Below are 23,887 nucleotides of genomic sequence, written 5' to 3'. Positions count from 1 at the left end.
CTAAAGTTTTGGGGGTTTACGGTGAAGCGTTGCCTGTTCATAGGCATAGGTCATTTGGATCAGAACGGGCTCACTGTACATTCTTCCCAGGAACTGGATTCCGGCGGGCAGACCGGCAGAGGTAAATCCCATGGGGACCGTGAAAGCCGGCTGTCCGGTATGTGGAGAAATGATCTGACTGTTATCTCCGCGATAGCCTTCCTGGAAATCATTGATCAGTGCAGCGGGGTTATTCCAGGATGGATACACGATCACATCCAGCTGGAGACTGTCCATTACGCCTTCAATGGCGTTTCTGAAAGCAATACGAAGGCTGTCAGAATAAGCATCACCGCAGGGCGCGTCAATTGCATCGCTGTACCTCCCAACGAAATCGAGGGAATTTTGAAGCCGCTGAAGGGCGAATTCACTATTCGTGCCGATCCTGATAATGTCTTCTATGGTTTGAACAGAATCTGATTTCACGTATGTGGCAAGAAATTCCTCGACATCCTGCTGGAAGACGGAGCACCACTGATTCTGGCGAAGGGCATTGAAATCCGGAATATTGAGAGGATCGATGATGGTCGCTCCCTGTCCGGCCAGGTCTGAAACAGCCTGATTGAACAGGGCACTGATTTCCGGATCAGGATCATTATCACTGAGGATGCGCAAGACACCAATGCGTTTGTTCTTTAGTCCATCTTTATCCAGGTAGCGCAGATAATCAGTTTGGGTTCTGCCTTCACTATATTTTGTAATGGGGTCGGCGGGGTCGTAGCCGGTCATTACCTGCATCACCCGTGTTGCATCTTCAACGGTACGGCACATGGGACCGACAACATCATTACGAAGATAGAGTGGTATGATCCCGGACCGGCTGGTCAGTCCAAGGGTTGTACGGAAACCAACAAGCGAGCAATGGGAGGAGGGGCCCCGGATGGAATTTCCTGTGTCCGTTCCGAGTCCGACAGTTCCCATATTCGCTGCAATGGCTGCTGCGGTTCCACCACTTGAGCCGGCTGGTACGTGGGCAGTGTCGTATGGATTATGGGTGGTTCCGAACGTCGTGCTTTCCGAATGCCTGGGGGAGAAGGCCCACTCCGCCATATTCGATTTTGCCAGAACGATGGCCCCGGCGTCCTTCAGTTTTTGTATTATCGGGGCATCTTCCGAGGGAGCGAAATTCTCCAGTGCACGGGATCCGCCGGTCGTTAAAATCCCGGCAGTGTTGATGTTGTCTTTAACGATTACAGGAATCCCGTGAAGGGGCCTGAGCTTTCCGGTCTGCCTGAATTCCTTGTCAAGATTTCGGGCTTCCTCCACGGCCGCAGGATTCAAAACGGTGATGGCATTAAGCCTGGGTTCGAGCATTTCGATCTGTTCCAGGTACGCGTTTACAAGGTCTTCGCTTGTATAGTTACCTGCCTGAAACGCACGGTGTATTTCAGCAATTGTAAGCTCTTCCAGCTGTATTTTTTCTTGTGGTTTTTCACAGGATGTCAGGGCGAAAAACAGGCAGAGACAGATGGTGACAGGAAGATAATGAAGAAGATCAGACCTGTTTGCTGTGATATGTGGCATGTGTCTTTTAATTAAAGTAATGAGTTAGTTAAAGTTAATTAATCATTTGATTAATAATAAAATATAATTTAAAACGAATGTAAATTTAGACTAATCTAAAAATTATAATTTACGGGTTTACCTGTTTCGCATCAATCCATCCGTCTATTTTTTGTTCGAGCAGCACCAGTGGCAAACTTCCTGTTCCGAGGACCTGGTCATGGAATGCGCGGATGTCAAATGCATCGCCCAGTTCCACCTCGGCGCGGTTGCGAAGCTCGATGATTTTGAGCTGGCCGATCTTATACGACAGTGCTTGTCCTGGTGCAACCATGTACCGTTCAATCTCTGCAGTGATGGACGTTTCACTTTCGGCTTCATGATCGAGCGAGTACTGAATTGCTTCCTCGCGGGTCCATCCTTTTGCGTGCATTCCCACATCAACGACCAGTCGGATCGCGCGGTGCATTTCTGCGCTGAGCATTCCAAAATATTGGTACGGATCTTCATACAGTCCGAGTTCCTTACCGAGTGATTCTGCATAGAGTGCCCAGCCTTCCACGTACACTCCAAGGCCTTCGGTGTGCATGAATTTTGGAAGGTCCTGATTCTCCTGCTGAAGGGACAGCTGGTAATGATGCCCCGGAATTGCTTCGTGAAGAAAGAGGCTTTCGTCGCCGACAATATTATAGGAAGTCGCATCGGGTACGGGTACATAGAATATGCCCGGCCGGCTGCCATCTATGCTCCCCGGGAAATATTCTGCAGAGGCAGATGCTTCACGGAAGGCTTCCGTGCGACGGATCTCAAAAGCAGATTTTGGCTTCTGATTAAACAAAATGTTCAGTTGAGGTTGCATTCGGTCATGGATCTGTCGGAAATTAGCCAGTACCTCTTCTGCTGAAGAAAAAGGCATGAGTTCGGGCTTTGATCTCAGGTGATCAAAAAACCCGGACAGGGTTCCCTGAAATCCCAGCTGTGTCTTTACCTTTTCCATTTCTGCGGAGATGCGTTCCACCTCTGATTTTCCAAGTTCAAAGATTTCATCCGGTGTCATATTCGTCGTGGTGTGGTATTTCACCAGGTACCGGTATGTTTCGCTGCCACCGGGAAGTGCTCCTATGCCCGCTGTTTCAACCGCTTGCGGCAAATATTCATCTCTCAGGAAATTCTTCAGATCGGTGTAGGCGGGGATTAATTTTTTTTCGATGAATTCGGCATATTTCGCGGGCAGTACCTCATGTTCAATAGGAGGAAGGTCATTTGAGAGGTTGGCTACGGGTTGGTAGAATGTATGTTCTTTGACCGGCGTATCAATAAAGGCATCCAGCTGCAGGATCATTTTTTCAACAATCACCCGGGGAAGAGTAAATTTTGCCGATATACCTTCTTTCATTTTCGCTTTGGCTGTATCCAGCCATTGTAAATAATCTTCCAGGCGGCTGAGCCAGTCGTAATAGTCTTCAGTGGTTTTAAATGGTTGGGCACCGGTTCCATTAGCCAGCTGTGAGACATAGAGGTGAAAGCTGAATATCTGATTGATGGGTGCTACGTCGATTGCAGGGAGTCCGAATAATGGGGTGGTAACCACGCCGTAGATATTTTCAAGCCCTTCCTTTTTTACATCACATTCCCACAGAAGAACATCCCGATACAGCTTCTGCGATTCTGACAATACATCTTCCGGGTAGGCGCGGGTCTTCTCTGCATAGGATGTATAGAAGTCAAGCAGGCGTTGCTGATAGCTATCTGATATAAATATTGGAATCGTATCATTATAGCGGTTGTCGCCTGCAGCCGTTGCTTCAAACGGATTAAAACGGATGCGTTCCTCATAAAAATCCTCAAAAATCTCCTCAATGGGTATTTCGGGACTTGTATTTTCTTTCTGTTCTGATGGCTGGGAACAGGCCGTGAGCATAACAAGTAGTAATATCCGGGAATATGTTCTCATGGTGGTTTTTATTTCTCATTTAATATAGCACATATTCCTTCAAAGGGAATGCATAACTCTAAAAAGCAATGAAGCCTGTCCGTGAGATTTTGTATGTACAAAATCTCACGGACAGGCTGTCTTGTCTTCAATAAAACCTAATTATCTACATTGCACCCCCAACAGTAAAGACCTGAAACATTCCCCTGGATGCGGGGTCCGGAATTTCAGCAACCCAGGCGTAGGTTCCGGGTTCCAGGTTTACGTGGATATAGCCTACTCCCCCTGCAGCCATATCGTTTACACCACCAACAAAAGTGGCGGGCGATGGTGTCTGTAATCCATCGGGCGTGGTCCAGTTCATCCACGCCGCAACCGCGGCCTGATCTGCATCTTCATCAAGTTTGACGATGTGTACATCATGGCCGACAAAATTTTCATAAACGGCCTGGTCGGTAAACGTTACCTTCACGATATTGAGCCCCTCCGCGGGAGATCCGTTTACGGTGATCCCTTCAGTAGAAGAAACGGAAACCTCCATTGTTGGTACTGGTTCTGCCAGTCCGCTATTTTCAGCGGTAACTGTTAGCCCAAGAACCATTCCCATTTGATCGGGATCGGGATTGTAACTATGAAAAATGCCGTCAGTTTTTACATAACACTCCAGCATATAATTTCCAGGTTCCAGGAAAACAGTGGTTTCAGCTGCGTACTGAGGAGCTACCAGTCCCGGTCCGCCAAGATATTCAATGCCGCCGAACCATGCCGGGAGTTCCATTCCGGCATCCGGTGCACTCAAAGGCTTTCCATTGTAGTTATCCATAAAATTCTGGAATACAGGTGCCACGAGCTGCTGCTGATCCGCCACGCTAATGGAGTCCGGAATTCTTTCTACAAGGGCAAAGTGCGTCATGGCCGACAAATTATTCAATCGAATGGTGGTCCAGCCCGAAGGTATGGTAGTCGGACCGTCGAATTTCATCCCGGTTACGGTATACTCAATATAGGTCGGCTCCGGAGCGAGTGCTTCCACAATGTCTTCATCCGAATCGTTTTCGGTCTTGTTGGTATTGCACCCATAAAAAAATCCTGCACAAATTAACAGGATCGGTATCAATGTGCTTGTTTTAATTGTTAGTGCATTGAATGTCATAGTGTTGATGTTGGTTAATCCATCATAATATACTTATGATTCAATGCATTTGCAATAGAAAATATTAGCCGGAGCGGGGACAAAAAACAATAAAGGCGAATCAATGATCCGCCTCTTATTGGTTACTTTTTCCTCAGGTAAATATTCCCATTATAATTCTTAAGCATAAATTCCGGTCCGCCCCCATTGATTTTCCCTCGTACCCATTCATCCATATAAATCTTATAAGTACCGGATTTTGTGTCTTTTTTCGTTTCAGGTTCTGATTTTTCAAGTGTGAAATCGAATCCGGACAAGATATCACCACGAGCGGTTTTCATTTTCATCGAACCTCGGAAATTGGCTGGAAGAGTGAGATCGATGTCCCCATTGTAAGTGGAAAATGCCATGGGTGTATCGGGTTTGATCTCATCGAACGTCACGCGAATTGCGCCATTGTATGTATCTGCGATCAAAGAACCGGAAATGTTTTCAGCAGTGATGCGTCCATTCTGGGAATCGGCAACAACTTCTCCCTTGATGTTTGATACAAACAAATCCCCGTCGTTATACGATTCTACATGCAGATCTACCCGGTAGGGAACCTCTATCTTCACATTTACACCTTTATTCCAGGAGTCTGATTCAATTTCGACTGTATTATCCTTTTCACTGATTTCAAGATTAAGTGACGCACTGGCAATCCGCTTCAGACCATCAGATGACGTTCCGTTCTCATTCATTTTGGAATCAGTGGGTTCATAATAGATCTTGACATCCTGGCGATCTGAACCAACAACTTCGATGGATCCGCGTCTGAGGTCGACAATCACCTTCTTTGGTTTTGCCGGGTCACTAAAGGGTACCACAAGTTCCCCTGAATCCTGGGAGAACCCTGAGTATCCGCCCGAGATAACAAGGATCGTAAGTATGATAATGAGCTTTTTCATGCTGAAATATTTTAGTGTTTAAAATTGACCTGTTTAATTTTCACGGATATAGGCGTTTCCATTGAATGTTTCAATGTCGAGCAGCCCGCCTCCCTCACGTATTGTGATCATCGTATTTAATTCTGCCCTGAATGATGTTCCTTTTCCCTTTTCTTCCTTTTTTGTGATCATCGGTTCTTGCCGAACATCAGGTACGTTGGTATAAATGTCTCCGTTAAAGCTCTTGAAAGTAGCCCGTGTGCTGAAACCTTTGGGCAGGTTCATGTTGATATCTCCGTTCAGGGTGTAGTATGAGCCCGACTGTGGTGTTTTTAAAAAAGCGATATCCACATCTCCATTGATCGTTCGCGCCTTAATCACGTTCGCGGCATCATCCACACGGATTGAACCATTCACATTGTGAAGGCTCATCATTCCGGATACTCCGCTCACTGAAATGTCGCCATTGTTGACCGTTGACAGATGAAGATCCTGGTTCGCAGGAACACGCAGTTCCATATCTAATTTGAACCGGAATTTATCGTTGCAATCTTCAGTGTACCAGGACCGTTTATTTATCGCTGCGGTGGTGTTTTTCCATTTTTCAGAACCGCAAATTCCATCGATGTATACCAAGACAGTATCATTCACAGATTTAGTTTGTAACACCACGGTAGATTTTGCTCTCTCAAGTATTTCGGTGTCGGGTGCGTTGAGTTCCCGCTGGTATGAAACCATAATATCTGACCGGTTCTCTGCGATCACCGTGATGGATCCGTTTATGTTGGGCAGGTAAAGTACTTTTTCTGTAGGTATGTTCAGCTGCTTGTCATCGGTGAATTGCGCATGCGCACTCGTGGCAAGCAGCATCAACAGGAGGGGTAGAATGTTTTTCATGAGTTTTTAGATTAGTATGTCGATGTTGCTTTTCAATTGTGACCTGACATCGTCCGGTGTGTTGTTATTCCGTAATATTTGGTTGAATTCCTCAACTGCGCCTTTTTCCTGCAGAGCCACCATCAATTCAGAAAGTGCCAGTAAGACCAGGGGTGATTCCTGTTTCGAGATCGAATTTATCAACCCTTTTCGCACAGCCGGTTGGTTTACATAAGGTATCAGTGCCTCAATAGCAGCCAGCCGTACATTAACATTCTCATCATTCCCCAGTGTTTGAAGGAGCGCTTCTGTCACTTTATCACTCACCGTGGGCATATCCTGTGTGAGGTTCACCGCTTTAAGCCGGTCGTTGATAGACTCCTTTTCCAGCATGGTCAGAAGCATGACTTCCTTCACATTGTTAATCTCTGCGGTAAGGGTTTTAATTTCATCTACATTATTACGCGTATTGACGTATTCTCCAGCGATGAAACCTACCGCGATCAGCACTATCCCAAAAGCCCATCGTGCGATCGGATTGAATTGAAGGGCTTGATTTATTCTTACTAAAACTGATGGCCGGCGTTCCTTTTTCAATTCTTTTGCAAGGCTTGAATAAAACCTGGAAGTCATTGTTTCTGAAGGTTCCGGAACATTTGAAAACATCTCTCCAAATTTTTTAAGGGATGCCAATTCCGCAATTTCAACCTCGCCAGCATGGATCATTTCTTCGAGGAGCCTGAGTTCCTGCTCACTGGCAGTTCCCTCGTCAAATTTCTTAATTAGTTCATCTCTCATCATCTACACTTTAGATTGTATTGCATCATATTCAGACCGGAGGGCCTTAAGTGCCCTGAAAACCTTTGTTTTAACCGTATTTTCCGAACAGTTGATGATCTCGCCAATTTCCTTGTACCGAATCCCTTCAATTTTACTGAGCGTTAGAATCTCCCGTTTTTCATGGTCGAGGCGATTCATGGCCTGCCGAAGGATGATCAATTCCTCTTCCCTCGTAATATCCTCTTCACTGCTGGGAGCTAAATCTGAAATTTTTGTCAGTGAATGTTCCAGGCTATCTTCAATGACATTCTTCCTTCTGCGGAAGTGGTCGTTGCCCACATTTCGTGCAATCCGAAACAGCCATAATTTAAATTCCCCGTTTGCCTCATATGAATTACGGTACTTCAGTATTCGCATAAAACAAACCTGAACCAGGTCCTCGCATTCATCCATATCCCGGAACATATTGTAATAGAAACCAAAGACAGGCTTTTTGTACCGTTCGAATAAAAGCCCGAGCTTATCGAGTTCACCGGCTTTTACTTGCTGCATTAATGCATTGTCCGAGAAATCTGTCAAGATAATAGCGTTAAATATTTAATTGCCTAACTGTAGTACCGGCAGGTATCAGGAAGGTTACAAAAAATAACCAATAAATTTTTAACTGCTTTTATTAAACAGTCTGATTGAAAGTGATTTTCAATATATTACGTATTCAACCACAAACCGTATATCATGACAAAACGAATTACACCTCTTGTTGCACTTCTGTTGATTGCCTTTGCCAGTCTGGCTCAAACAGGCGCAAGCCTGGAACTCACCGATATATACAACATGGAGCTGGTATCCGACCCCCAGATTTCACCTGATGGCAGTAAGATCGTCTATGTGCGCAGTTTCAAGGATATTATGACCGATAAAAACCTGTCCAATCTATGGATCATTAATTCGGATGGAACCGGAAACCGGCCTCTCACGACCGGAAACCATAATGATGTTGCACCTAAGTGGTCTCATGACGGAACCAGGATCGTATTTAAGTCAAATATGCAGGACGACAGGATGAAGCTCTTTATGATGTGGATGGACACCGAAAAGACCGTGGCGCTGACCAATACGCCAACGGCACCGGGTGCTGTTTCCTGGTCAAGAAATGATCAGTACCTGGCCTTTAATATGTTTGTTCCGAAATCGGATCCTTCGCCAATTGCACTTCCTGCCAAGCCTGAGGGGGCTGTCTGGAATTCACCGCCCGTCTATATTGATGAGTTGAATTACCGCGCCGACGGTCAGGGCTATCTCAAGGATGGCTTTATGCAACTTTTTGTACTGTCTACTGATGGAGGTACGCCGCGTCAGCTAACACATTCAGAACATGATCATGGAGCGCCGGAATGGTCTGCGGACGGACAACATCTTTATTTTTCAGCGAATTTGGGTGAAAATCATGAATTTGAACCGCTTAATAGTGAAATACACAGGCTTCGGATATCGGATGGGTCTATCGAGACGCTTACCGATCGTTTCGGTCCGGATGCCTCGCCGGTTCTCTCGCCCGATGGAAAGAAAATTGCCTATACAGGTTTTGATGATACATTCCAGGGATATACTGTTACTAAGTTGTATGTTATGAATACCGACGGAAGTGGTAAACAATTACTGGCGGCAGACCTCGACAGGGACATTGATAATGTACAATGGGAAGCCAACGGATCAGGGATTTACTTCCAGTATACTGACAACGGGAATGATAAGATCGGGCATGTTGCCCTTACTGGCAAAGTTCGGACGGTATTGGAGGGAATGGGTGGTTTATCACTGGGAAGACCCTATAATGCTTCGTCGTTTTCTGTATCAACCAATAACCGCTTTGCCTTTACGCTGGGCGGACCCGACCATCCTGCTGATCTGGCCATCTGGAATAAAGGAGAGGTACAACGTCTGACCCATGTGAATGACGATCTGTTTTCGTTTCGCAAAATTGGTCAGACTAAAGAAATCCGCTGGAAGTCATCTTATGACCAGCGGGAGATACAGGGATGGGTAGTAACACCGCCAGATTTTGATCCTTCGAAAAAGTATCCGTTGATTCTGGAAATTCATGGTGGTCCGTTTGCCAGCTATGGATCGGTATTCTCAGCGGAAATACAATTATATGCCGCGGCCGGATATGTAGTGCTCTATACCAACCCGCGTGGAAGTACCGGATATGGTCAGGAATTTGGCAACCTGATTCATCATGACTATCCAAATCATGATTATGATGATCTGATGTCGGGTGTTGATGCAGTGATCAGCCAGGGTTATGTCGACAGTGATCAGCTGTTTGTTACCGGCGGAAGCGGTGGAGGTGTCCTGTCTGCCTGGATTGTGGGTAGAACAGACCGTTTCCGGGCAGCTGTAGTCGCAAAGCCGGTGATTAACTGGTACAGCTTCGTGCTTTATGCTGATGGACCAGGGTTTTTCTATCAATACTGGTTTGATAAGAAGCCCTGGGAAGACCCTGAATCCTATCTTAAAAGATCACCTCTTTCCTACGTTGGCAATGTGAAGACTCCCACGATGTTGCTAACCGGAGAACAGGACTTTCGTACTCCCATTCCTGAGTCGGAGCAGTTCTATGCCGCATTGAAAATTCAGAAGGTAGAAACTGCGCTGGTTCGGATACCTAATGCCTCGCATGGTATCGCCAACCGGCCAAGTAATCTTGTGGCAAAAGTTGCCGCAGTATTGTACTGGTTCGATAAATATCGAAATTCAGAAAAGTAAGTCAATAAAAAGGCCGTCAACACCAGACGGCCTTTTTATTGATTACAGAATTATCCACCATAGCGAATGCGATGGTGGAGCGGGCGGTCGAATTGCCGAGGTTATTATTAGGTTAGTCTTGTATTAAAACTCCGTTTTCCCGGAACACATTGGTAATGAAGAGTACCTGATAGGGCAGGGCATTTCCCCAGTATTCCCAGGTATGACCACCCGGGCGTTCGGTATAATCATGGGCTGTGCCGTTATCCAGGAGTTTCTGGTGCAGCATGCGATTAGTCTCAATTAAAAAATCGTCTACTCCACAATCAAAGATCAGTCTTACATTGTTGGTCTTCATATTTTCTGTAAGTCCAACTGCTGAATAATCAGGATAGGATATAATACCTTCAGCAGGGGCACCGAGTAATTCAGCGAAGGTCTTTTTGCGCATATCTGCAAATTCCTTTGGCACCTTCCAGGTTTCTGTATTGAGATTCATCACTCCGCTCATACTGCCGGCCACGCAGAAAACATCCGGATGCCTGGCTGAGATGAAAAAGGCACCATGGCCACCCATTGATAAGCCCGCGATGGCGCGACCTTTCCGTTCCCCAACCGTCCTGAAAGTGGCATCTATTTCCGCTACGACATCCACGGCGATGAAGGATTCGTACTGGCTTTTTTCATTAAGCGGACTGTCGAAATAGTATCCCAGCGAAGATCCTTCGGGCGTAACAATAATGATCTGGTACCTATCTGACAGATCGTGCAGAAGGTTTCGGTCCGGGGTTTTTGTAAGCCAGTCCCGGAAACTACCAGACCCGCCATGCAACAAGTACAGGACAGGGTATTCCCTGTTTGAATCGGCATAGGAGTCAGGCAGCACTACCGCAGTCGGAAGTGATTCCTTCAAAGCATTGTTTTTCACAAAAATAGTATCAACCGATGCGCCTGAAGCACAGATATGTAAGACGACGAGGGCCGACAACAAAATAAATCTGAAGTATTTAGTATTCGTAGAAAGTGTCGTTTCCATAGAAGCGTTTTTTGCAAAATATAAAATTGCGCGAAAAACAATGTATTTCCCGGTATTCAGGTTGTAAAATCAATCAATGTTAATTGCTTGTCCCGCTAGTTTTTGTCCCGATACCAGCTTAGTATCATTTCGGTAATAAACAGGGGAAATACCCAGCATGCCCATCCTACGGTCGGTCCGCGAAAGACAAATTCAGGTGATAGTTCATAAAGAAAGGGAAGATCGACCATCCATCTGAACAGTACGAAGCCAAAGGTGACGACATAACTTCGGATCATCCATTCTTTGTGCATATTGATGCGTCTTTTTCGGATCGCGATATAGGCCATAGATGCCGTCGCTAGCCAGGCAAATGACAGCGATCCAAGTGCTACACTCCAGGTCCAGTGGATTGCCACAGCTGTGGTGAAAATAAGTCCAATGGAAGATAGTGATGCTAAAAGAATACCCCCGAGATAGAACCGGCCCAGCATGCGGTGAACTTTGAGGTATTTGTTGCGAAAGGCAGGCCAGAACTGAAAAGGTCCAATGGCGATGGCCAGTAAACCCCCGGTAATATGGCCGGTTAACCACCATTTCATACCCCAGAACCGGCCAAAAACGTCCTCGGAAAAACCGAAGTAGGGAAGGGCGTCACGAATGACAAAACGGGCTGCAAATACAATCAGAAAGATCCAGAAAGCGACTTTCAGGATTAATTGTCTTTGAACGGCTGGCGTTGATTCAATAGTATTCATGTTTATCAGGTTGGTTGATTAGGTTCTCTTTTACTCGCCCAATCATTCCTTCCTAAACGATCATCATCTCCTGCCATTCCTACATCAGCATCAATTGAGCGTAATGAAAATAGTGATTATTATTCAAACAATCCAGCATTATCGCAATGCCGGATTGCTTATCCGCAATTCTTTGTCCACCTGCATCCCTGTTGAATCGATTATTGCGAGAATTTCATCGATATCCCTCTTCGTCGTTCTGAAATTGACGATACAACCGCGCAAACAATATTTGCCTCCGATGACTGCGTTTGAAAGGAAGGCTTTGCCGCCTAACTGGAGCTGATTTAACAGTACTTTGTTCACTTCATTAATGTATGATTCGGTAGCGTTTCCAGGAGGAATATAGCGGAATGTAGTAATACTCAGGTTATGACTCATTGCCTGAAGACGCGGATGTTTGCTCGCCAATTCATACATATAAGCCGCCAGCAGAATATCTTCACGGATTAGTTGTTCAAATCCACTGCGCCCTACCTGTCGCAAGGCGAGCCAGACCTTAAGTGCCCTGAAGCCCCGGGAATTCTGCAATCCAAACTCGTAAAAATTATGGGCTGGTTCATCTCCTGTTTGAGTGAAATTATAGTATTCGGGATGTGAACTGAAGGTGTTCAGCAGATGCTTCGGGTTCCTGACGAGCGTACACCCGGCCTCAAGCGGAGCATAGAGCCATTTATGCGGGTCTATCGCAATACTGTCGGCTTCTGTGAGGCCGTTGAAGATCTCTTTGTATTCCGGTACAATGGCGGCAGGTACGCCGTAAGCGCCGTCTACATGAAACCATAATTCATATTGCCTGCATACTTTTGCCAGGCCTGCCAGATCGTCGACCACACCGGTACTCACATCACCGGCTGTGCCAATAACCATAAAGGGTTCCAGGCCCTGTTCCAGGTCCTTTATAATTGCAGATTCCAGTAACGCAAGGTTGATCTGGTTTTGATCGTTTGTTTCGATCCATCGCAGCGCTTTAGTTCCATGCCCAAATAAAATCATGGCCTTATCGATCCATGTATGTGTGGCTTTCGAACAGTATACCGTCATGCGAGCGCAGGAAGCCATTCCATCTTCCTTCAAGTTTCCACGTGCCATGGTCTGACGCGCAGCAAGAAATGCAGTGAAATTGGCCATGTTACCTCCGCTGACCAGGATGCCGCCATAATTATTTTTTACACCGATGAAATCACAAAGCCAGCGGATGGTTTGCTTTTCAATCTCCGTTGCAACCGGACTGAGGATGTTGGCCCCAACATTCGGATTGATGGAGGATGCCAGAAGTTCGCCGAGAATCCCAATCGGCGCTGGCGAAGAGGTTATGTAACCCATGAACTTTGGATGCCCGTTGAAAAGCGAATGATCCATCAGCAATGATCCGGCCTCGCTGAGAAGTTCTGCCGGGCTGGATCCGTTCTCGGGAAAAGTGTCATCCGGCATCAGATCATTGATCCGGGCGGGTGTTTCACCGGTTGTTACCGGCATATCAGGAAGCCGGCTCAGAAGTGCGGCGATCTCATTGACGAGTTTATGGCCGAGGGCAATAAACTCTTCTTTCGATATTTTGATGTCGGATGTTCTTTCCTGATCCATAGCTGATGAGTTATTTCAATTCTTCAATTAATACTTCTATCGGTTGATGATGCGTACACATCTTTTATTTCCCGCCCGGTCGGTGGCGCAGAGATATCCCGACTTGAATTCATCGTTGGGTAATTCCATATACCACAAATATTCACCATACCATGTCAGATGGGTCATCACACCTTTGTCTGCGTTGTCTTCCTGGTAATTGACCGTCGACCAATCCCCGGGCATACTCGGACTTTTATTATCATGTATGCGTAAGTCGATCCGCACTGTATTGGATACGCTGTCACGTTTTAGGCGATAGCGTCCCACGCGCGGAATGGCGGTGTCTGCACCCAGCGAATCCGCCATAAAAATACGTTCATCCAGATCAGAGTCACCCTCGCCCTGTCCCATGATGATGTCGGGTTTGTTATCATTATTCAGATCAGCAAGAATCAATGAAAGAGTATGAGGGGTCGGCTCACCCTTCATCACCGGTTGCTCCAGCGTAAAATGTCCTTCTCCGTCGTTGACCAGCAAACGATCTTCCCCGGTGAGTGAGCTCAGAAGAAAATCCGGATCACCATCTGAATCAAAATCAAGGAAAACGATGTTATTATCATCTTCACCAATGTTTTCTGACGGTGGCCAATGTGTTTGGGTGGCATCGATAAAATATTTGCCGCTGTCGTTGAGGAAAAGATGTTCCCGTCGTGAATAGGATCTCGGGCCTACAATATCACCGTCATTCACGGTAACAAGGTCCATAAAACCGTCGCCATCCACATCCATCACTTCAAATTCATAATTGTTGGTATATGCCGGAATGCCTCTGCGATTTGTAAAATTACCTGTTCCATCATTTTCGAATAACCGGCTTGTTGCGCATCTTTTACAGGAAATGACCACATCAAGGTCAAAATCATTATCGAAATCAATAAACTCGAGATCCCAGGAAAACCGGATCAGCAGATCAGGCATACGGGTCTCAGTAACATCCGTGAACTTGCCTTCTCCGTCATTAAGCCAGAGCATGGTTCTGCCACCTTCATTTTCCATATTATTACCGGCGCCCCAATCAGCCAAAACCACATCCAGGTCACCATCTTTGTCGACGTCTCCAAATTCTATATCACCGATACTCGCAGGCTTTTGCGGTAGATGTGTTGACGTCACATTCATGAAGTCACCATCGCCTGTACCCAACAGGAGCTGGCTTTGTGACTGAAAAGTTGTACCGATAAAGATGTCGGTATTTCCGTCGCCGTTAAGGTCCATGGCCTTCGCCACACGGGCATGGTATTTTTCTTCACCAAATACTTCCTGTGTTATTTCTTTAAATGGCTTTTCGGATCCCTGATTCAGAAAAATGCGGCAATATTCCGGTTCTCCGGGTTCTGAATAATTCCCGCCGTTCGCAAATATTATGTCAATATTTCCATCTCCGTTTAAATCTGCCGCTTCTGCGCGGTTGGTCCATTCTGATGTTTCCGGAAGATAAGCGGAGGTTTGATCCGACCACAAGTTTAACATCCTTTTGGAAATGGTGTTGGTTTCTGGTGTTGAACACGCTGTAAGAATAATCAGTGATAAAGTAGTTAAGTATTTCATTTTTTTGAAGTCAGTCCAAAAGCCATTACAGGGGATCCGGGATAGGCCAATGCATTATCGGTATGACCCAGTACGATGCCATCAGAAAGGGCGGTAATCAGTTCTACTTGTTTTCCGAAAGCATTACAAACCTTTGCCAGTTTGGCACCCTTGCTTACAAGGTCCCCGGGTTTTTTAAGAAAGCGCACAATTCCACTTGATGAGCTCAGCGGAAGGGCTGAATACTGCAGCGGATGATCTGGTAAATGTTCAAGTGAGGGGTAGCGGTAGGGTGCTTCTGTGTTTTCCACCATTTTAAGATGTTCCAGTATGTTCCATATGGACCGGATTCCTATTTCAATATTTTTTTCGTTGATGATAAATGACTCTCCGAGTTCCAGGACAAATGCGGGTACATTATTGCGAATCAGGTTGTAGGTGAGTGTTGAATGTATCCGGTCTGTCTCTTCAATTTGAATCATTCCGGAAGCACCTGCAATTTCCAGGATCTTTTGATCGACCCTTTCGTTATCACTGCGATCAAGAACCGCGTAAGGAATTGATTTATTCCAGTCGTTATGAAGATCAATTACAAGATCGGGTTTGGTCTGCAGAATGAGACTCAGAATTTTTGATGCAATGCGTTCCGCCAGGGTACCATTCTCATTTCCAGGGAATGAACGGTTCAAATCCTCCTTGCTCAATACGATGTTTCTGGAAATAGCCTCGAAACCAAAAGGATTCATCAGGGGAAATGCATGAACCTTGCCTTTCAGTAAGCTTTTTTTCAGACGTTTAAATACCTCATGAATGATCACTGTTCCCCCGATTTCATCACCATGCATACAGCCGGTAAGCCATACAACAGGACCTTTCTTATCTGATTCAAGCGTCATGGCCGGCATACGGCGTTTCGACAAATCTGAACCCGTGAGTATTTTTATAAATGTGTAATGCTGGTGGATATTTGTCATAGAAATAATATGTAATCCAATTACGTTAAAAGCCCCGATGAAAACAATATCCACAGGGCGATGCCTTTCTATGCGGTCGGTAAACCATTCATAAAATCATTTTAGGAATCTTTAAAATGGATATTTAACTTCAGAACTGCAGAAAAAGGCATATCATGAAAAAAGAAAATCTTACCCGAAGAAAATTCATTGAGACAGCTGCTGCTTCCGCGGCAACCATCAGCATTGTGCCATCCCATGTTTTGGGGGGATCCGGCAAAATTGCACCATCCGATAAAATCACTGTTGCCAATATTGGGTGCGGTACACAGGGTCTGAGGGAAATGGGTGGCATGCTCCAGGATGAAAGGATACAGCTTGTTGCGGTATGTGATCCAAACAAATACACTACAAACTACATTGACTGGTCACCCTACGGTATTCGCGATGATATCAGGCGGGTATTGGGTGATAATTCCTGGTGGGAAGGCGTACAGGGGATTCCGGGTGGTCGTGATGTGGCTGAGGAATATGTAAATGCCTACTACGCAAAAAAGGCCGGAAAAAAAGGATCGAAAGCATGTGGTTCCTACGAGGATTTCCGTGAGTTATTTGCACGGGAGAAGGATATTGATGTGGTGAAAATAATGACGCCGGATCATCTGCATGCAACGATTGCCATCGCGGCTATGGACAGGGGGATTCATGTGGTTACACATAAACCCATTGCAAACCGGATGGAAGAGGGGCGCCTGACTATAGAAAAGGCTCGGGAAACGGGTGTAATTACACATTTATTGGCATGGAGTAACCGCCCGGAATATGAAAAAATAAAGGGCTGGATCAATGCCGGTGAGATTGGTACCCTCAGAGAAATTCACAACTGGTCGTACCGACCCGTTTGGGAACAATGGACCAAACGTCCTTCGGGGACTCCTCCGGTCCCGGCTGGATTCAACTGGGATCTTTGGCTTGGTCCGGTTCCGGATATGCCCTATCATCCGAATTATACACATAATGTCTTCCGGGGATGGTATGATTTCGGTGGAGGCAGTATCGCTGATATGGGACACTACAGCTTATTTCCATTGTTCGAAACGCTAGGTATAGACCGGTCCCCCGTCAGTGCCCGTGCATTTGGTACTACTACGCGCGAGGCGAAGGACAATGTTTATCACTGGGTTGAAAATGATGTGGCATTTCCCCATAGCTGTATGATAAAGTTGAAATTCCCGGAACAGAAGTCCCTTCCGTCATTTGATCTGATATGGTATGATGGAGGAATGAAGCCATTTGCTACAGAAGAACTGGAGGCAGACGGGAAGGATATTCCCAGCGAAGGACTGATGTTCGTAGGAGACAAAGGTAAAATCCTGGGTGGATTTCGTGGTGAAGACCCGCGTTTAATCCCCGATTCAAGGATGGCGGGTCATGAATCTGTAGATTCTTCGAATGTGGAAAGAGATACGGAAATCTGGATAGATCGTGTTCGCGAAAAGAAACAAACGCCCGGAAGTTTCCTCCGTGCACAGACCATTACAGATACCATCAATTTGGCTGCAATTGCCTTGCGCTCAAATCAGCGCATCGACTTCGATCCGGTGGCTATGAAAATTACCAATGATGCGAAAGCCAATGCATTGCTGAAGCGGGAATACAGAAAGGGCTGGGAACTGTCCTGATTATTTAGGCAAATCCAGCGCCGGGTTCCCGTCGAAGAAGTCAAATGGCCGGATCTCAAATGAGTGCCAGAGAACTGGCATTAGGGGCCAGTCTTTTGCACGAACCATGTGATGCATCCGTGCATTGGTCTTTATAAGTTGTTGGTTGGGTAGACAGGTAAGGTAGTCATTTTTAACCAGATCTGTGATCCCTGATTTCGTAAATTATAGTGAGGTTAAATCAGGAGATCTATCGGTCAAAAGCCCACTTGAGGAATTCAGGGAAAACTTCAGACCACGTATGGAAGTTATGTTCTCCGCCCTCAACCTCAACGTACGTCATGGATGCATCCGTGTACCCTGCGTTTTTAAGGCTTTTCATAATGTCCAGCGTGTCGTCGATGGAATCGATGATTCCATTGTTATTGCGGTCGGATTTTTCATCATTGGTGCCTGCCTGAAACCAGAATTCCAGTTCCGGTTTATGGGAGCCAGAATCGATTCGCGCATGCATGATCCGGTCACTGTCCTTATAATGATCCTCCAGGCCTTTTTTTCTCCACCAGAAGGAACCTGAAAATACGCCGACGCGCGTAAAGTATTCCGGATGATGCCAGGCAATATCCATGGCACTTAAGCCGCCCAGTGAAAATCCTGCAATGGCTGTTTTACTACAATCCATGGCGAAGCCATATTCTTTACGGATGAAAGGCATGAGTTCCTCGAGGACGAATGAAGTATACTGTCCTGCTTTCCAGCCTCGTCCCATGTAATCCGGTGTTCCGGAGGTGCCATACTCATTGATACGGTCGCCTGCATGAATACCGATCACTGCGATGTCTGCTTTATCTTTATTCCTGTATCTTGAAGTAAGTGTTTTTTGCAGACGGAGCTGCCGTGCATCCTGTCCGTCATTTAAAAAGAGGGTAGGGGTCTCCTTCTGATTTTTGTGACCATTCGCTGCAGGATAAAAGATGTCAACATTAACATTTCGCTTTAAAAAACGAGAATGCATACCGAGATGACAATGCATCAGGAACGAGTTGACGTGTTCCTCCGAGCGGTGTCTGATAATGGTTTTTTGAACCCGTTTTTCTTTATGATCCGACATGATAGAAGCAAATCTATCATTTCTTCGAGATTCATAGAAAAAAAGTATTCTCAATATGTCTATTTCAAACGAATGCAGTAACTTATAGGAACAGCAGTACCAAATAATGTTTTGATCTGATCAGGATTAATACGAACTTTGCAGCCGATTTGAAAGGATCGTCATTATTTAACCAAATATCATTTTGAAAGAGGAATATATCAGGTGGTATTCTCATGCAATGGGCAGGGAAATAGAGATGCTGGTTTACGGACATGCGGGATACCCGGTAATTATTTTCCCTACAACCATGGGAAGATATTACGAAAGCAAAGATTTTGATTTGATTGAGTCTGCCCGCTGGTTTTTGGAGCAGGGACTTATCCAGTTATACTGTCCTGACAGTATCGATAAGATGAGCTGGTACAACAAGTCTATACATCCGGCCGACAGGGTTCGGAATCACGAATTATATGACAGGTTCATCATGAACGAACTTGTACATCACATCCGGTTGGAAAAGAAAATACCCAAAGTTGCGGTTGCCGGGGCGAGTTTTGGTGGCTACCATGCGGCGAATTTCGCTTTCAGGCATCCGGAAAGTGTGAGTCATATGTTCAGTATGAGCGGAGCATTTGACGTTAAATCATTTATGGACGGGCATTATGATGATACCGTTTATTTCCATAATCCGGTTGATTACCTGCCTGGCAGCAGCCATCCGGAACTGTGGAATATGAATATTGTTCTGGGAGTAGGTGAGTGGGATATTTGCCTGGATGCAAATGAGCGGTTATCCGGAATACTGAACAGCAAGGGTATACATCACTGGTATGACCTTCGTCGCTGGGCAAAACATGACTGGCCGATATGGCGGGACATGTTTCCACATTATTTGTCTTTAATTAAATAACATAAAATCATGAAAAAAATTGGGATTCTGTTCGGACAGGAAAATACCTTCCCCTGGGCATTTATTGAGCGTGTAAATGAAAAAAAGATAAGTGGTATACAGGCGGAAGCGGTATCCATTGATGTCGTACAACAAGCGGATCCGTCGGAATATGCTGTAATCATCGACCGAATATCGCAGGATGTACCCTTTTACCGTGCCTTTTTGAAAAATGCGGCGATCAGTGGTACTGCGGTTATCAACAACCCGTTCTGGTGGAGTGCGGATGAGAAGTTTTTCAACAATGCGCTGGCTGAAAAGATTGGTGTACCCGTTCCGAAAACGGTCCTTTTGCCCTCGCATCATCGTCCGGATGATACCAATGAGAATTCATTCAGGAACCTGAAATTCCCTACTGATTGGGAACGTATATTTAATTATATCGGGTTTCCGGCCTATATGAAGCCATTTTCAGGAGGCGGCTGGAAAAGCGTATATAAATTAAATGACCAGGATGAGCTCTTCGCACGTCATCAGGAGACCGGTCAGCTGGTCATGATGTTGCAGGAAGAGATTCAGTTTACTGAATATTTCCGTTGCTACGCACTGGGTGGCAATAAAATCCACATCATGCAGTATGAGCCCCGTAACCCTCACCATCTCAGGTACGTTCGTGATGCACAACCTGTTGAAAAAGCCTTACTCAAGAAGATTGAGGATTATTGCATTAAGTTGAATCAGGCGTTGGGTTACGATTTCAATACAGTTGAATTTGCTGTCAGGGATGGTATCCCCTATGCGATCGATTTTTGCAATCCGGCACCCGATGCGGATATTCATTCCGTGGGCGAGGATAATTTTGAATGGATTGTAGAGAATGCGGCGAACATGGCGATTGAGAGGGCTAAGGCACACAAGGAAGGTCAGATGAACCTGACGTGGGGAACCTTTATCAAAGATGCGACTGCTCCTTCGGTAAAATCACCGGCCAGGAAGGCGGCAGCTAAAAAAACAGCAGCCAAGCCAGCCGCTAAGAAACCTGCAGCCAAATCTGCTGCTCCGGTTAAAAAGGCGACAGCAAAAGCAAGCGCGGCTAAAGCTACTGCCCCGAAAAAATCTGCGGCAACTAAACCGGCGGCAGCAAAAAAAGGGACTTCAAAAGGCCGTTCTGCTAAATAAAGTCGTAACGGATGCTTAAATTGGTATCGGGAGATGGGTAATCTCCCGAGCTAACCAATCAGTTATGAAATTTACCTTAGGAATAGAAGAGGAGTATCAGGTTATCGATCCGGAGACCCGGGAACTTGCCTCACATGAACAAAAAATAGTTGAAGCAGCAGCAGAAACCCTTGGTGAGCAGGTTAAGGCCGAAATGCACCAGGCAGTTGTGGAAGTGGGTACCAATATATGTACCGACATCCACGATGCACGCGAGCAGATTACCGGACTGCGAAGAGATGTCGACAGTATAGCCCGGTCACTTGGGTTCAGGATTGGTGCAGCAGGGACCCATCCCTTTTCTGCCTGGCAAAAGCAGTTGCTCACGCCACATCCCCGTTACAATGAGATAATCCATGAATTGCAGGATACGGCGCGTTCCAACCTCATTTTTGGTTTGCATGTGCATGTTGGTATTGATGACCGGAATATGGCTCTGCATATAGCCAATTCCATGCGTTATTTCCTGCCCCATGTTTACGCACTTTCTACCAATTCTCCCTTTTGGGAAGGCAGGAATACGGGCTTCAAGGCATTTCGATCGAAAGTATTTGATAAATTTCCCAGAACAGGTATTCCGGACCATTTTGAAAGTGTGGCCGAATACGACAGTTATGTGAATTTGCTCATCAAGACAAGGAGTATCGACAATGCGAAGAAGATCTGGTGGGACCTTCGGGTTCATCCTTTCTATCCGACCATGGAAATCAGGATTTGCGATATTCCTCTCACCGCAGATGAGACCGTGGCTATTACAGCGATTATTCAGGCTCTCGTTGCCAAGCTTTACAAGCTGCGCACGCAAAACCTGAACTTTATGAGCTATAAACGAATTGTCCTCAATGAAAATAAATGGAGGGCATCCCGTTACGGACTTGACGGAAAGCTCATTGATTTTGGCAAGGAGGAGGAAGTGGATACCCGGGCGTTGATCCATGAAATACTGGATTTTGTTGATGATGTGGCCGATGACCTTGGTTCGAGGGATGAACTGCAGAAGGTGGTTCAGATCCTGGAAAATGGTACCGGTGCTGATCGTCAATTAAAAGTGTATGAAGAAACCGGAAGCCTCGAAAAAGTTGTTGACTTTATTATAGAGGAAACAATGAGAGGCATTAATAAGTAATAATAATGAATACCATAAAACTGGCAATTCTCGATATGAATAACGGCCATCCTAATCAGGGAATGCGCTGTCTTCGTGATATTGCCAATGAATATACTGATCAGTTGCAATGGGATGAGTTCAATGTGCGTGTGGATAATGTTGTTCCATCACTTGATTATGACATCTTCATTTGCAGCGGGGGGCCGGGGAATCCACTTGAAGGGAATGGTGACTGGGATGTGAAGTTCTATGACCTGTTGGATCGCGCCTGGGACCATAACAAGACCAGCGCTTCCAGGAAAAAGTATTTCTTCTTTATTTGCCATTCGTTTCAGATGGCATGTAATCATTTTGAGCTGGGTGATATTGTACGCCGTAAATCCACCTCATTCGGTGTTTATCCTGTTCATAAAACGGCTGCCGGTAAAAAAGATCCGATCCTGGCCGGACTTCCCGATCCCTACTATGCTGTTGATTCGAGGGACTGGCAGCTGATTCAGCCAAATCTGAAGGTTTTTAAGGAACATGGCGCGACGATACTGAGTCTTGAAAAAATACGCACTCATGTGGAGCTCGAACGCGCTATTATGGCTGTGCGTTTTTCTGAAGAGTTCGTTGGTACTCAGTTTCATCCTGAAGCGGACCCCATAGGTATGAGGGAACATTTTAAAAAGGAGGAAAACAGAAAAACTGTTATCAGGAACTTCAGCAAACGGAAGTATACCAATATGATGACCCATCTTGAGGATCCTGATAAAATCGCGTTGACGCATCGATTCATTATTCCACACTTCATCGAATCAGCATTGGAAAATCTTGTGCCAGTGGGGGCGGTCGCATCATGATACCATCAATCAGAGAAGAATTTAACCGCAACTTTACACAGGAGAAATACCAGGCATTCCTGGATTTTATTACTGAGCAATATGGTCACAAGCCACCCTTCAGAATTGCTGAAACACCGGTCTTCATCCCGGACATTCTTAAAAAACGATTGATTGAGGCTTGTGAGGATATCAACGCTGTCATTTGCAAGCCCGATTTTAAGGAAATTACCCGGGAGGCTATAAAGCATCCTATGCTTGAGGTGCCGGGAGAGGATTATCACACACGATTTCTCCAAATGGATTTTGGGATATGCCTGGATGAAAATGGAGAACCGTTCCCTCAGCTCATTGAGGTTCAGGGTTTCCCTTCATTATATTTTTTTCAGGACCTTCTTTCATCTGCATACAAGAAGTTCTTTGAAATACCCCAGGGCTTAACAGTACACGTCAACAATATTGACAGAGAGACGTATGTAGAAATGCTGCGTGAAATCATTGTCGGCGACAGCAATCCCAGGAATGTTGTTTTATTGGAAATAGAGCCTGAAAAACAAAACACGTATATCGATTTTCTTGGTGCAGAAGCCTATCTCGGAATAAAGATCCTTTGCATTACCCGGCTTAAAAAAGATGGACGCCGATTGTACTATCTTGATGACGATGGGAATGAAGTTACGATCCATAAAATTTATAACAGGGTAATTTTTGATGAACTGGATCAGCGTACCGACCTTGAACTGGAATTTAGTTTTAAGGATGATGTGGATGTGGAATGGGTAGGGCACCCGAACTGGTTTTTCCGTATCAGCAAATACACCATGCCGCTTCTTAAGAGCAAATATGTTCCTGAATGTCATTATCTCGATAAACTCGAGAAATATCCGGAAGACCTGGAAAACTATGTTTTGAAACCCCTTTATTCTTTTGCGGGTGCCGGAGTTCGGTTGAATGTTACTGCGGCAGAACTGGATGCACTTGCCGATAAGCACAATTATATTTTACAGCGGAGGGTTAAGTATGAGCCGGTGATCAGAAGTATTAATGAACCGGTAAAATGCGAGATCAGAATGCTGATGCTTTGGAAGAAAGGCGAAACCCAGGCAACTATTGTGAATAACCTGATACGTCTCAGCAAGGGCGAAATGATTGGGGTGAAATATAATAAAGACAAGGACTGGGTAGGGGCTAGTGTAGGGTTTTTTAGCAGATAATTGGTGGTAGGGAGTAGGG

General features: G+C 45.6%; 21 protein-coding genes. 7 read left to right on the top strand and 14 right to left on the bottom strand.

Features of this window, described 5'->3' with window-relative positions:
* The 7 genes from LDX50_RS15715 to LDX50_RS15685 all read right to left on the bottom strand — a co-directional run bounded on the left by LDX50_RS15715 (position 1) and on the right by LDX50_RS15685 (position 7,771).
* Positions 1-1,563: an amidase gene (locus LDX50_RS15715; protein ID WP_225698257.1), complete on the bottom strand. Its 1,563-nt coding sequence runs from the start codon at positions 1,561-1,563 to the stop codon at positions 1-3.
* Between the two features lie 109 nt (positions 1,564-1,672).
* Complete coding sequence (locus LDX50_RS15710) at positions 1,673-3,496, bottom strand: DUF885 domain-containing protein (protein ID WP_225698256.1); 1,824 nt, start codon at positions 3,494-3,496, stop codon at positions 1,673-1,675.
* 145 nt (positions 3,497-3,641) lie between these two features.
* On the bottom strand, positions 3,642-4,628 hold the full coding sequence (locus LDX50_RS15705) for a hypothetical protein (protein ID WP_225698255.1): 987 nt from the start codon (positions 4,626-4,628) through the stop codon (positions 3,642-3,644).
* A gap of 122 nt (positions 4,629-4,750) precedes the next feature.
* Positions 4,751-5,557, bottom strand: coding sequence for a DUF4097 domain-containing protein (locus LDX50_RS15700; RefSeq protein ID WP_225698254.1), 807 nt, complete (start codon positions 5,555-5,557; stop codon positions 4,751-4,753).
* 33 nt (positions 5,558-5,590) lie between these two features.
* The gene (locus tag LDX50_RS15695) at positions 5,591-6,433 is read right to left on the bottom strand and encodes a DUF4097 family beta strand repeat-containing protein (protein ID WP_225698253.1); all 843 of its coding nucleotides are present in this window, start codon (positions 6,431-6,433) and stop codon (positions 5,591-5,593) included.
* A 6-nt stretch (positions 6,434-6,439) separates the two neighbouring features.
* Entirely contained in the window at positions 6,440-7,213 is a 774-nt protein-coding gene (locus LDX50_RS15690) for a HEAT repeat domain-containing protein (protein WP_225698252.1), read from the bottom strand.
* A complete protein-coding gene (locus LDX50_RS15685) occupies positions 7,214-7,771 on the bottom strand; it encodes an RNA polymerase sigma factor (protein ID WP_225698251.1) in 558 nt (185 codons plus the stop codon).
* A gap of 156 nt (positions 7,772-7,927) precedes the next feature.
* On the opposite strand from LDX50_RS15685, the gene LDX50_RS15680 reads away from it, so the two are divergent.
* Positions 7,928-9,961, top strand: coding sequence for a S9 family peptidase (locus LDX50_RS15680; RefSeq protein ID WP_225698250.1), 2,034 nt, complete (start codon positions 7,928-7,930; stop codon positions 9,959-9,961).
* A gap of 112 nt (positions 9,962-10,073) precedes the next feature.
* Here the strand turns inward: LDX50_RS15680 and LDX50_RS15675 are convergent, their stop codons facing one another.
* From LDX50_RS15675 to LDX50_RS15655, 5 genes are all read right to left on the bottom strand, one after another.
* Positions 10,074-10,976 (bottom strand): alpha/beta hydrolase, encoded by a 903-nt coding sequence (locus LDX50_RS15675; protein ID WP_225698249.1) that lies wholly within the window; start codon positions 10,974-10,976, stop codon positions 10,074-10,076.
* A gap of 95 nt (positions 10,977-11,071) precedes the next feature.
* Entirely contained in the window at positions 11,072-11,713 is a 642-nt protein-coding gene (locus tag LDX50_RS15670; RefSeq protein WP_225698248.1) for a DUF2306 domain-containing protein, read from the bottom strand.
* A 138-nt stretch (positions 11,714-11,851) separates the two neighbouring features.
* Positions 11,852-13,339 (bottom strand): pyridoxal phosphate-dependent decarboxylase family protein, encoded by a 1,488-nt coding sequence (locus tag LDX50_RS15665; protein WP_225698247.1) that lies wholly within the window; start codon positions 13,337-13,339, stop codon positions 11,852-11,854.
* A gap of 36 nt (positions 13,340-13,375) precedes the next feature.
* The gene (locus LDX50_RS15660) at positions 13,376-14,929 is read right to left on the bottom strand and encodes an FG-GAP repeat domain-containing protein (protein WP_225698246.1); all 1,554 of its coding nucleotides are present in this window, start codon (positions 14,927-14,929) and stop codon (positions 13,376-13,378) included.
* Positions 14,926-15,882 carry a succinylglutamate desuccinylase/aspartoacylase family protein gene (locus tag LDX50_RS15655; protein WP_225698245.1) on the bottom strand — a complete coding sequence of 319 codons (957 nt, stop codon included), beginning with the start codon at positions 15,880-15,882 and terminating at the stop codon, positions 14,926-14,928. The genes LDX50_RS15660 and LDX50_RS15655 overlap by 4 nt, the downstream gene beginning before the upstream one ends.
* Before the next feature lie 155 nt (positions 15,883-16,037).
* Here LDX50_RS15655 and LDX50_RS15650 point away from each other — a divergent pair, with 155 nt between their 5' ends.
* Positions 16,038-17,543: a Gfo/Idh/MocA family protein gene (locus LDX50_RS15650; RefSeq protein WP_225698244.1), complete on the top strand. Its 1,506-nt coding sequence runs from the start codon at positions 16,038-16,040 to the stop codon at positions 17,541-17,543.
* On the opposite strand, the gene LDX50_RS31085 is transcribed toward LDX50_RS15650, so the two are convergent.
* Together LDX50_RS31085 and LDX50_RS15640 are read right to left on the bottom strand one after the other, a co-directional pair.
* Positions 17,544-17,660 (bottom strand): copper amine oxidase, encoded by a 117-nt coding sequence (locus LDX50_RS31085; RefSeq protein ID WP_225698243.1) that lies wholly within the window; start codon positions 17,658-17,660, stop codon positions 17,544-17,546.
* A gap of 112 nt (positions 17,661-17,772) precedes the next feature.
* Positions 17,773-18,633, bottom strand: coding sequence for an alpha/beta hydrolase (locus LDX50_RS15640; protein WP_225698242.1), 861 nt, complete (start codon positions 18,631-18,633; stop codon positions 17,773-17,775).
* A gap of 184 nt (positions 18,634-18,817) precedes the next feature.
* On the opposite strand from LDX50_RS15640, the gene LDX50_RS15635 reads away from it, so the two are divergent.
* The 5 genes from LDX50_RS15635 to LDX50_RS15615 all read left to right on the top strand — a co-directional run bounded on the left by LDX50_RS15635 (position 18,818) and on the right by LDX50_RS15615 (position 23,868).
* Positions 18,818-19,525 (top strand): esterase family protein, encoded by a 708-nt coding sequence (locus LDX50_RS15635; RefSeq protein ID WP_225698241.1) that lies wholly within the window; start codon positions 18,818-18,820, stop codon positions 19,523-19,525.
* A 9-nt stretch (positions 19,526-19,534) separates the two neighbouring features.
* Positions 19,535-20,683: an ATP-grasp domain-containing protein gene (locus LDX50_RS15630; protein ID WP_225698240.1), complete on the top strand. Its 1,149-nt coding sequence runs from the start codon at positions 19,535-19,537 to the stop codon at positions 20,681-20,683.
* 64 nt (positions 20,684-20,747) lie between these two features.
* Positions 20,748-21,848 carry a carboxylate-amine ligase gene (locus LDX50_RS15625; protein WP_225698239.1) on the top strand — a complete coding sequence of 367 codons (1,101 nt, stop codon included), beginning with the start codon at positions 20,748-20,750 and terminating at the stop codon, positions 21,846-21,848.
* A 5-nt stretch (positions 21,849-21,853) separates the two neighbouring features.
* On the top strand, positions 21,854-22,675 hold the full coding sequence (locus LDX50_RS15620) for a type 1 glutamine amidotransferase (protein ID WP_225698238.1): 822 nt from the start codon (positions 21,854-21,856) through the stop codon (positions 22,673-22,675).
* Positions 22,672-23,868 (top strand): hypothetical protein, encoded by a 1,197-nt coding sequence (locus LDX50_RS15615; protein ID WP_225698237.1) that lies wholly within the window; start codon positions 22,672-22,674, stop codon positions 23,866-23,868. The genes LDX50_RS15620 and LDX50_RS15615 overlap by 4 nt, the downstream gene beginning before the upstream one ends.
* The last annotated feature ends 19 nt before the right edge of the window (positions 23,869-23,887 follow it).

This window comes from Fulvivirga sedimenti (assembly GCF_020328055.1).
Note: the sequence above shows the minus strand (reverse complement) of the source record. Positions and strands in the feature narration are given on the sequence as shown.

Excerpts from the sequence above, each read along its gene's own strand:
- LDX50_RS15680 (WP_225698250.1), top strand. The coding sequence starts at position 7,928 with ATGACAAAACGAATTACACCTCTTGTTGCACTTCTGTTGATTGCCTTT.
- LDX50_RS31085 (WP_225698243.1), bottom strand. The coding sequence starts at position 17,660 with ATGCATCACATGGTTCGTGCAAAAGACTGGCCCCTAATGCCAGTTCTC.
- LDX50_RS15660 (WP_225698246.1), bottom strand. The coding sequence starts at position 14,929 with ATGAAATACTTAACTACTTTATCACTGATTATTCTTACAGCGTGTTCA.
- LDX50_RS15690 (WP_225698252.1), bottom strand. The coding sequence starts at position 7,213 with ATGATGAGAGATGAACTAATTAAGAAATTTGACGAGGGAACTGCCAGT.
- LDX50_RS15665 (WP_225698247.1), bottom strand. The coding sequence starts at position 13,339 with ATGGATCAGGAAAGAACATCCGACATCAAAATATCGAAAGAAGAGTTT.
- LDX50_RS15640 (WP_225698242.1), bottom strand. The coding sequence starts at position 18,633 with ATGTCGGATCATAAAGAAAAACGGGTTCAAAAAACCATTATCAGACAC.
- LDX50_RS15705 (WP_225698255.1), bottom strand. The coding sequence starts at position 4,628 with ATGACATTCAATGCACTAACAATTAAAACAAGCACATTGATACCGATC.
- LDX50_RS15625 (WP_225698239.1), top strand. The coding sequence starts at position 20,748 with ATGAAATTTACCTTAGGAATAGAAGAGGAGTATCAGGTTATCGATCCG.
- LDX50_RS15650 (WP_225698244.1), top strand. The coding sequence starts at position 16,038 with ATGAAAAAAGAAAATCTTACCCGAAGAAAATTCATTGAGACAGCTGCT.
- LDX50_RS15670 (WP_225698248.1), bottom strand. The coding sequence starts at position 11,713 with ATGAATACTATTGAATCAACGCCAGCCGTTCAAAGACAATTAATCCTG.
- LDX50_RS15675 (WP_225698249.1), bottom strand. The coding sequence starts at position 10,976 with ATGGAAACGACACTTTCTACGAATACTAAATACTTCAGATTTATTTTG.
- LDX50_RS15695 (WP_225698253.1), bottom strand. The coding sequence starts at position 6,433 with ATGAAAAACATTCTACCCCTCCTGTTGATGCTGCTTGCCACGAGTGCG.
- LDX50_RS15655 (WP_225698245.1), bottom strand. The coding sequence starts at position 15,882 with ATGACAAATATCCACCAGCATTACACATTTATAAAAATACTCACGGGT.
- LDX50_RS15615 (WP_225698237.1), top strand. The coding sequence starts at position 22,672 with ATGATACCATCAATCAGAGAAGAATTTAACCGCAACTTTACACAGGAG.
- LDX50_RS15715 (WP_225698257.1), bottom strand. The coding sequence starts at position 1,563 with ATGCCACATATCACAGCAAACAGGTCTGATCTTCTTCATTATCTTCCT.
- LDX50_RS15630 (WP_225698240.1), top strand. The coding sequence starts at position 19,535 with ATGAAAAAAATTGGGATTCTGTTCGGACAGGAAAATACCTTCCCCTGG.
- LDX50_RS15710 (WP_225698256.1), bottom strand. The coding sequence starts at position 3,496 with ATGAGAACATATTCCCGGATATTACTACTTGTTATGCTCACGGCCTGT.
- LDX50_RS15700 (WP_225698254.1), bottom strand. The coding sequence starts at position 5,557 with ATGAAAAAGCTCATTATCATACTTACGATCCTTGTTATCTCGGGCGGA.
- LDX50_RS15620 (WP_225698238.1), top strand. The coding sequence starts at position 21,854 with ATGAATACCATAAAACTGGCAATTCTCGATATGAATAACGGCCATCCT.